This window comes from Candidatus Ruminimicrobium bovinum (assembly GCF_902760015.1).
Taxonomy (GTDB): domain Bacteria; phylum Elusimicrobiota; class Endomicrobiia; order Endomicrobiales; family Endomicrobiaceae; genus Ruminimicrobium; species Ruminimicrobium bovinum.
Map to the genome: position 1 here is coordinate 1 of NZ_CACWEU010000134.1, position 6025 is coordinate 6025.

The following is a 6025-nucleotide window of genomic DNA, read 5'->3' on the forward strand; positions in this document are numbered from 1 at the left end:
AAGTTACAGGAACAAGGTCTTGATACAGTTGAAGCAAATGTTGCTTTGGGATTTGCACCCGACTTAAGAGATTACGGTATAGGTGCACAAATTTTATGTGAACTGGGTATATCAAGCATAAAACTTATGACAAATAATCCGAAAAAAATTATCGGACTTGACGGTTACGGTTTAAAAATAACAAAAAGAGTTCCTATAGAAATGAAACCTAATGCCGTAAATAAAAGATATTTGAAAACAAAAAAAGAAAAAATGGGACATAAACTGAAACTTATTTAAATTTTAATATGTAAATAGAATATTAGAAGAATGGAGGAACAGTAAAAAATGAAAACAATAAACGGACAGTTAAATTCCGAAGGTAAAAAATTTGCAATTGTAGTGTCAAGATTTAATGAGTTTATAACAAATAAGCTTATTTCAGGTGCTGTGGATATTCTAAAAAGACATGGAACAAATGAAGATGATATTACAACAATTTGGGTTCCCGGTGCATTTGAAATACCTGCAGTTGCAAAGAAAACAGCTGATTCAAATAAATATGATGCTATTATTTGTTTAGGTTGTGTTATAAGGGGGGCAACTCCTCATTTTGATTATGTGTCCGCAGAAGTATCAAAAGGCATTGCAACAGTCGGGTTATCAAGTAAAATTCCTGTAACCTTCGGAGTTTTAACGACCGATTCTATTGAACAAGCTATTGAAAGGGCAGGAACCAAAGCAGGCAATAAAGGTGCAGATGCCGCATTAACTGCAATAGAAATGGTTGATTTGTATAAAAGAATATAACTTTAGTTTATATCTATAGGAGTTATATTGTTTTCGTCCCATTTATACAAGGAAATAGTTACATTTCCTTCACTTGATGTGGACATTCCGCTTATTTGCAGAACTAATCCTAAATCTTTATAGGGCTTATTTGTTTTTGATTCTACATAAACTCCGTCGTTAGTTGCCGAAACAAATTTGAAATTTTTAAAATAAGTGTTTCCTCTAGCATCTACTCCTAATATAGGATCATAACTGCGCTCACCCCAAGCTCCACCCTCACCAAGAGCAGCCGTTCTTCCTTCCGTATCTCCTTCCGGCAAATCGCACCCGTAGAAATGTCCATATTGAACATAATATGTTTTTTCTGCATTAGCAATAGAACCCATTAAAGCTTTGCCTTCGGTTGCAACGGCTTTAAAAAGTAAAACTCTATAAACATAAGTTGCAATTATAGACAAAATTCCTACAATTACAATTGTAATTATAAGTTCTGTTAAAGTGAAACCTTTATTATTTGATACCATACATCAATATACACAATAAGTATAAATTTATTCAAGTATAACATAAATTTATGATTTATGCAACAATATGTATTGAACTTCTACAATGTATTGATTTTTTTTATTATATAAATTATAATATACCTATGAAACGATTTTTTTGTTTAAAATCAGTTGCTTTTTTTGTTGTTTTATTTAGCATTTTTATAAATATTTTTACCGTTTTTTTGGATAGGTCGGATAAAAGTATTTTATCTGATAATGCTGTCTTATCAAGGTTTTTTTCAGTGACGGATGTAGCATTAAATTTTGTTTCGGATAATTTGAATTTTGATAAAATAACTAAAAATCAAACTGATAATCCTGTTGCTACTGATATATTTACAAACTGTAATGATTTAATTTTAAATTGTAATAGTAATTTTTCAAAACAATTGGTAAGCGGTATAAGTTTTTTGTTTTTTGCAAGCATTAATTGTTTATTTGTTTGTTTTCTTTTTAAATTTTATTCTACGTGCCGCCTTTGGCGGTGTATATTTGTTAAGTTTTTATCAAAATTGTTGTTTAGTTTATTACCGAGATCAGTTTCAGTAAAGGTTTTATTATCGCATATAAAAATACCTTGCGCTTTATTTTTTAAGCACAAGGTTTTTTATTTGGTATAAAAAAATGAGTATAAAAAAATTTATTTCACTTATTTTATTGAATTGTCTTTTAATATCTTTTGTGTGTAAAGATATTAATTATGCTTTTTATGTTCCTTTAAAGCCGATTTATAAAGATAATAAAATGAATGATAAGTTCTTTTTACCTTTATCTTACGGAAAAATAACAAAAGCTCATTTTACGAATTCAGACAGATTAATAATAAATATACAGGATTTACATTGTCATCCGCAGGTTCAAAAAAATATCAGTAATATTATTGATTTGTTTAATAAAAAAATTCCGGTAAATAATATTTATTTGGAAGGAGCTTACGGTGACATTGATATATCTTGGTTAATAAAAATTAAAAACTTATTAGGTATTGATACTGTTAATAAAATATTGGATACTGGAAGGATAACAGGTGTTGAATATTACTGCGCTTTAATTGAAAAAAACGACATTATTAAAGGTTTAGAAAATAAAGACGAATATATAGACAATATAAAAAGATTAAGCAGAATATTAAACAATCAAAAACAAACGTCTGTCATATTGAAATCAATATCTCAAACAACAAATAATTTAAAACAAATATATTATAATGAAAGGCAAATAAAAGTAGATAAGCTATCGAATGAATATAATGATGGAACAATAACTGCGGAAAAATATTTTTCCCTGTTGACAAGATATACAGGAAAATTAAACATAGATATAAATAAGTATAAAAATATATCCGGTTATATAAAACTATTACTTATCCAAAAAAAATTAGATTATCCGAAAATAACAAATCAATTAAAAAATTTGCTGATTCAATTCAAAAAAATTTTACCTGCAGATATGTATTTGTTTTTATCAAAAACAAGTGATAACTTTTCAAAAATAGATAAAATATATGAATATTTGTATAGTATTATTGATGAGTATAAAATCGATTTATCAAAAGATTTTAAAGATTTAGACGGTTATTTTAATTATGTTAAATTAAGCGGTTTAGTTAATCCGTTAGAAATTGTAGAAGAAAACAGACTTTTAATAAATGAAATAAATTTAAGATTATTAAATACAAAAGCACAACGGGAAATTTTGTTTTTAGTAGATTTTGAAAAGTATTTAACTGATTTTTTAAATGCAAAAATAACGGAACAAAATTATGAATATTTTAAGAATAACATAGAAAAATATAAAAATTTGTGGGATAAATATGCGGATAATGATGTTTTAAACTTATTAAAAGAATATATTGCACAAAATAGTATTTTTTACGATATAAATAAAAAAAGAAATGATTATTTTGCGAAAAATATTTTTGAAGGAGTGAAATATAATAGTTCCAATATTATTAAAACAAGTAATGATTTAAATGATATTTTAAATAATTTAAAACATATAAAAAGAGTAGATATTGTTGTTACAGGCGGTTTCCATACAGAGAGTATATCAAATTTGTTGGAAGAAAATAATATAACATATATAGTCGTTACTCCCAAGGTTAGAGAAGGTACTGTTTTTGCTGAAAATACTTATCACAAACTTATAAAAGAGCAAAGTATAATCCAAACACAAACAATTGCGGCAATACTTAATTCATTAGCGGAAGGGGATATTTCTTTAAAAATCAAAATACTTATAGCTGCCGGCATTTCAAACGATAATATAAAACTTATTTTGCCTCAAATTACTGATGCCGAAATAAATAATTTAAGAAATACTGATGAAAATGTCGAGCAATTTGTTGATAATTCAAAATTCGAAAAAATTGTTAAAATTTCAGAAATTCTCGCAGATGTATCATCTGAAAATATTGTTGAAAGTTTAAGGGATTTTTTGTTTTTTTATATTAATGACGAAGGTATAAGAAACGAAGTTGATTCCGATTTAATATTAAATTATTTAGATTTGGATAAACTTAAACAAGATGTTACTTTAGCTGAGAATCTTGTAATAAAAGCAATAGAAAAAAGACATTTCTTGAATGACGACTATAAAACTAAATTGTATAAAGTTTTTATCAAATTATTTAATAAACTTCCGATAAAATTTTTATCAAATATGATAACAGATAAATTGAATGAATATATTTATATAAATGAAATGAAACAGATATTTAATAATAATTATAATCATTTGGGAAAAATTCATGCCATTGTACCTTTGGCAGGCGGTTTTCAAGAAAAATTTCCTGTGAAAGTAGTTACGGTAAAGGACGGAGTGAAAACATATTTTGTTTTAAAACCTATAGCAAGAAGATATATAGATTTGAAAAGAAATCCGGATGTAATAGCTGATGGTATAAATTTTGCTGAAAAAGAGAATTTGCCTACATCGAAAGTTTACAAAACAAAAGACGGAAAAAATTTTGTTGAAAACGGTAATTATTTTTATATGCTAAATGATTTTGCACATGGAAAAACTGTAACCGGTACGGAATTTAACAACGAATATATTATAAATACTGCCGATTCGTTGGCTGCAAGTCATAATAAATTCAGAAATAATAAAAATGAATTTGAAAACAAAGTTAAAGATTGGAATATAGATACCGATATTAATCCTGAACTTTTTAATTTTAGCAATGAATTGACAGATAAAAAATTAGAAGAATTGGGAATATTAAATTTAACTCAAGAACTTAATCTTAATTATGATGAAAAAAAGTATGTGCTTTATTTGCATCTGTTATGGAAAGATGAAAATGTTTTAAGAGTTTTTTTAACTAATGAAGATGAAATAACTGTTAAATTCATCATAGACCAGGCAAAGAAATTAAGACAAATATGGAATGATTCCGATAAAAGTAAATTGGAACAATTATATATACACGGTGATTGGAATATTGAAAATATATTTTTTGATGACAATAATAATGTATCTTCATTAATTGATTGGGAACAATATTCCAAAGCATACAGAATAATTGATTTTTACAGATTTTTTGTAGATACAAGAAATGTTAATTTATTTGAAATAGATACATTTTTAAATTTTCTGTTTGAATATCAAAACAAATCCGATAATCCGTTAAATGAAGAAGAATTAAATGCATTGTTGGCGCTTATGAGATTTGGCTTTATTTCAAGAGCAAAATATGTTTTATCTCAAGATAATAAAAATGAATTCTTTTATAATATTAAAAAATTTGATGAGTTTTTTGCCGACAAAGAAAACAACATAACAAAAATTTTAAAATTAGAAAAAAAAGAACTGCAAAAAATTATAAATAGTGTTATTAAATATCCTAATAAAGATATGAAAATAATTAACAGAATGAAAAAATCAATAAAAAATAATGAGCCTATTTCAATTTCTTTCGTTTGTTTGCTTAATAAGCATAGAAGTGCTTCTGCTCACATCATGTTTGAATATTATTTAAAAAAATCAGGGAAAGATAAAATTCAGATAAATTCATTCGGTATAATACCGCTTGTATCTTTAGCCGGTAAATTTTTTAAATTTGTTGAAAATAATAAGTTATTTTCAAAGTTATTTGGTATAGACTATCATGATGACATGGAAACAGAAATAGAGACTTTTATAAAGGAAAATGATAATACATTTAATAAACAAATTTTCGATTATGTTAAGAATAAATTTAAATCTGAAAATGTAACAAGAGAATACACAAATGCTGATTATATTGTAGTGACCAGTAAAATTCAAAAAATGTTATTACAAATTTTATTGGGAAAATCGGCTAATATCATATTATTTAGTGATATATCAATTGTTATGCCTGATGATACAAATCTTGCAGACCCAGGAAGAACCCATATTTCCGTTAATAAAATGTTACAGCTATTACATTCTTCAATTGCTTATTTAACATCCGGTCAAAAAGATACAGGATATAAAGGTTATGAAGAAGTTACAAACAGTACATATGAGAAATCTGTAGATAATTTGATTGAAAAAATAATTTTCTGTATTTTTTTTGCAATAACAAAAGTTAGAAATATTATTTCAAAATTACAAAATATTTCAATATTTACATTAAACAGTAAAACAGATATTATAGAGCCGGCGGATTTATTTTTAACTGAGGATTATATGCTGGCAGAAATTCTTAGAAATAAAAATTATAACATAGCTTTTGTAGA

The 6025-nt window shown here is 25.8% G+C and carries 3 protein-coding genes and 1 pseudogene; 3 read left to right on the top strand and 1 reads right to left on the bottom strand.

Going from position 1 to position 6025, the window contains the following annotated elements:
* Both ACMUOV_RS04795 and ribE read left to right on the top strand, forming a co-directional pair.
* Positions 1-279, top strand: a pseudogene (locus tag ACMUOV_RS04795) (bifunctional 3,4-dihydroxy-2-butanone-4-phosphate synthase/GTP cyclohydrolase II); the annotation flags it as partial.
* 48 nt (positions 280-327) lie between these two features.
* Positions 328-789, top strand: a complete 462-nt coding sequence (ribE, locus tag ACMUOV_RS04800) for a 6,7-dimethyl-8-ribityllumazine synthase (protein WP_413853972.1) — start codon at positions 328-330, stop codon at positions 787-789.
* Positions 790-791: 2 nt separating this feature from the next.
* On the opposite strand, the gene ACMUOV_RS04805 is transcribed toward ribE, so the two are convergent.
* Positions 792-1295: a type IV pilin protein gene (locus ACMUOV_RS04805; RefSeq protein ID WP_413853973.1), complete on the bottom strand. Its 504-nt coding sequence runs from the start codon at positions 1293-1295 to the stop codon at positions 792-794.
* Positions 1296-1943: 648 nt separating this feature from the next.
* On the opposite strand from ACMUOV_RS04805, the gene ACMUOV_RS04810 reads away from it, so the two are divergent.
* Positions 1944-6025 (top strand): phosphotransferase (locus tag ACMUOV_RS04810; RefSeq protein WP_413853974.1); only part of this gene is annotated, 4082 nt, incomplete at its 3' end.